Origin of the sequence: Salinisphaera sp. C84B14, from assembly GCF_040361435.1 — a bacterium.
In the GTDB taxonomy this organism is placed as follows: Bacteria; Pseudomonadota; Gammaproteobacteria; order Nevskiales; family Salinisphaeraceae; genus Salinisphaera.
In genome coordinates this window covers 1-3373 of record NZ_APNL01000042.1, presented here as the reverse complement: position 1 = coordinate 3373, position 3373 = coordinate 1, and the positions used below count along the sequence as shown (strand labels likewise).

At 60.9% G+C, this 3373-nt stretch carries 3 protein-coding genes; all 3 read left to right on the top strand.

Annotation, left to right across the window (positions count from 1 at the left end):
* Positions 1-179: 179 nt before the first annotated feature.
* Positions 180-1478, top strand: coding sequence for a TolC family protein (locus C84B14_RS17935; protein WP_353226115.1), 1299 nt, complete (start codon positions 180-182; stop codon positions 1476-1478).
* The gene (locus C84B14_RS17930; RefSeq protein ID WP_353226113.1) at positions 1475-2821 is read left to right on the top strand and encodes an efflux RND transporter periplasmic adaptor subunit; all 1347 of its coding nucleotides are present in this window, start codon (positions 1475-1477) and stop codon (positions 2819-2821) included. The genes C84B14_RS17935 and C84B14_RS17930 overlap by 4 nt, the downstream gene beginning before the upstream one ends.
* Positions 2822-2830: 9 nt before the next feature.
* Positions 2831-3373 (top strand): efflux RND transporter permease subunit (locus C84B14_RS17925; RefSeq protein ID WP_353226111.1); only part of this gene is annotated, 543 nt, incomplete at its 3' end.

Here is a 3373-nt window from a genome sequence, read left to right as displayed (position 1 = left end):
AATACAAAGTGGCACGCCGGATATGGAGCTCCACAAAATATCGTCGCGTAATGGACGACATCGCGACCTTTATCGCAGTTTGGCTCACACCCCCCTAGTCGACCCCCCCATAGCCTGAATCTTCTTCGCCGGGCGCTGCTTCATTGCAGGCGCCTCTTCTATTGCGATGAGGATTCACAATGTATTTCCCCCGTTTTCTCCCGGGCAAAGCTGCCTGTGGACTTTGCATGCTATGGGTTTCGCTGTCCGCCTCCGCGGTCATGCAGATACCTCAACCTCTGACTCTCAATGCCGCCCTGAATTGGGCGAGCGAATATAATCCGACGCTGCGTTCGGCTCGTCTGCGTATCCAACGCCTCGGTGGCGAGGCCATTCACGCGGATGTCCCTGTGCCATCTAACCCGCGCTTGGAACTGGAAGCCGGCCAGCGCGATCAGCCGAACGGCTCAAGTACCGACATCGGTATTCAGCTCAGCCAAGAATTCTGGATCGCTGGGCAGGGCGGTCTACGCGAGGACGCTGCGACAAGTAGGTTGGGCGCCGCGCGCGCTGACTACGATTTCCTGGCGGCCACAACGACGGCGCGTGTGCGTGCGGCGTTCCTTTCTGTCTTGGTCGCGGAGCAGGCAGTAAACACCGCCGAGCGCGTCGTTGATACCAACGAGCAGCTCGAGACTTACGCCAGGAAGCGACTCGACGCAGGCGCAGGTACCCGAATCGAATCCAACGCAGCTCGTCTTGGGTTGCAGCGAGCACGTGCGTTCGCCGCCGCGGCTCGAAATACGGCGACCCAGGCGCGGCTGGAACTCAAGGACCTGCTCGCGATCGATCCCACGCGCCGGCTCGCGATCGAGGGCGATCTGAGTTTTGCGCTGCTCGATATGCCGGATCGTGATCGCTTGCTGACGCGCGCCGTCGAGCGGCGCACGGACTTGCAGGCCGCTGCGTCGCGCGTGATTGCCGCTCGAAAGGAATTGTCGCTCGCCAATCGCGAAATCATACCGAACCTCACCGTGTTCGGTTTTTACCGCGAGGAAGCGGGTGGTCGTGACAAAGGTGGCTCGGATATCACCGGCGGCGGTGTTGGTTTCGAGCTGCCGCTGCTGGATCGCTATGAAGGCGAGCGCCAGATTGCGACCGCTGATCTAGCGCAAGCACAGCTCGATCAGGACAACCTTCAGCGCGAGGTTCGACTGCAGGTGCTTTCGGCCATCAGTGCATATGACGCCGGGCGCGAACGAGCAGATGCGCTAAGTGATGCGGTTTTAGAGGCCGCGGAGAGTTCTCTGGAGCTCACCCGACGCTCATTCGCAGCCGGCAAGGTGGGGGCAACCGCGATTACCTCTGCGCAGAACAACCTTTTTGATGTGCGCCGCGACTACCTCGACGCGCTTGGCGCGCTGGTTACGGCCGGCACCGATCTAGAGCGCGCCACGGGTGGTTTGCTCGTGATGGACAGCCGCGGAGCATCGCAATGAATAGACAGAAATCCATGAGGCACATCCGAATCCCCGTTCTACTGCTCGCTGCGATTTTCTTGCTAACGGGCTGTAACTCCAACAGCGGCGACGCCGAAGGGCCGCAGACCGCCGGGTCGGCGCAAGCGCAAGAAAGCGATCATGCAGATCAAGACGAAGCCCGCCACGAAGGAGAGGAACACGGCGACGCCGAAAAAGGCGCACACGAATCAGCTCAGGGCGAAGGCAAAGGTGGCCACGAGGGGCACGGCGAAGAAAATCCGGATCGCGTCAAGCTCAGCGCCGAGCAATTTGAGCAATTGGATATCGCCACCGGGCCGGCCGAGAGCGGTACGGCGAACGCGTCGATCCAAGCCCCAGCGACCCTGCATTTCGATGCTGACCGCGTCGCTCGTGTGGGCCCGCGATTGCAAGCCAAGGTGGTCGAGGTATCGGCGGATCTGGGTGAAGCAGTATCGCGCGGTGAAACGCTTGCAGTACTCGACAGTGTCGCTTTAGGCAAGGAAAAGGCGGCATATCTCACCGCGGCCGCGCGCTTCAATACGCGCCAGGCCGCCTATGCGAGAGACCGCAAATTGGCTGCGGATCAGATCGTGAGTGATTCGGATTTGGCCGAGTCTCGTGCCGCATACGAACAAGCCAAGGCCGAGCGACGCGCCAAGCGTGCTGAGCTCAAGCTCTACGGCCTAGACAATGCGGCGGTCGACGCCATTAGCAGTGGCGGGGACGAGCCCTTGTCGCGACTGGAACTTTCGTCGCCACGCGATGGCGTCGTCGCGAAACGCGACTTGGTCGCCGGCCAAACGCTGAGCGCCAACGAAACCCCGATCCATGTCGTCGATAACACGCGAATGTGGTTGATGATCGATGTGGCCGAGCAAGCCTTGCCGGTGTTGGAAGCAGGCCAAAAAGTGCGCTTCACGGTGCGGCCACTGCCGGATGAAACCTTCGTGGGCACGATCGACTGGATCTCGCCACAGCTCGACGAACAAGCCAGAACGGTACGTGTCCGCGCTGTCGTCGAAAATCCCGACGGTTTGCTTAGAGCCGGCATGTTTGCAGACGCCAACATCGACGCCGGGGCGTCTAGCGGTGAGCGCTCACGCATTGCGCTCGTTCCCGTGGACGCGGTGCAACAAATCGGTGAGCGTGAAGGCGTATTCGTGCCCGCCGACCATGAGGGTGCTTACACGTTTCGACCGGTAAGCACCGGCGCAGAAAACCAAGGCCAGGTAGAAATCCGGGAAGGGATTCGAGCTGGTGACACCCTGGTCGTGCGCGGCGCATTCGATCTTAAAGCTGCTCTCACCGCCGGTGGCCGTAGCGCCGCACACAGCCACTAGGAGGGCGTCATGATTAACGCAATTATTCGCCTGGCGATGGCGAACCGGCTCATGGTGCTCGTCGCAGTTTTCGCGCTGGCTATCGGCGGCTATTTTTCGCTGCGTGCACTACCCGTGGATGCATTTCCGGACGCGACGCCGGCCCTCGTGCAGGTATATACCGCTAGCGAAGGACTGTCGCCGGTAGACATTGAAACACTGGTCTCCTATCCGATCGAGATCAGCATGTACGGGCTGCCGGGCCTCGAAAAAGTACAGTCCACGTCCATCTTCGGGCTATCGCGTGTGGACGTCTATTTCGAAGACGGCACGGATATCTACTTTGCCCGCCGGCTCGTGAACGAGCGGCTATCGGAGGCGCGTCGCAATATCCCCGAAGGTCTAGGCGAGCCGCAGCTCGGGCCCATTACGACCGGGCTCGGCCGAATTCTCATGTATTCGGTCGAAAACGAGCCCGGCGCAGATTACTCGCTTACGGAAAGACGGACAGCGCAGGACTGGCTGATCAAGCCGCAGCTGCGAACCGTCGATGGTGTCACGGGCGTGCTCTCG

What these genes read in the sequence shown, in the direction of transcription:
- C84B14_RS17935 (WP_353226115.1), top strand. Translation starts at nt 180, where the DNA reads ATGTATTTCCCCCGTTTTCTCCCGGGCAAAGCTGCCTGTGGACTTTGC.
- C84B14_RS17930 (WP_353226113.1), top strand. Translation starts at nt 1,475, where the DNA reads ATGAATAGACAGAAATCCATGAGGCACATCCGAATCCCCGTTCTACTG.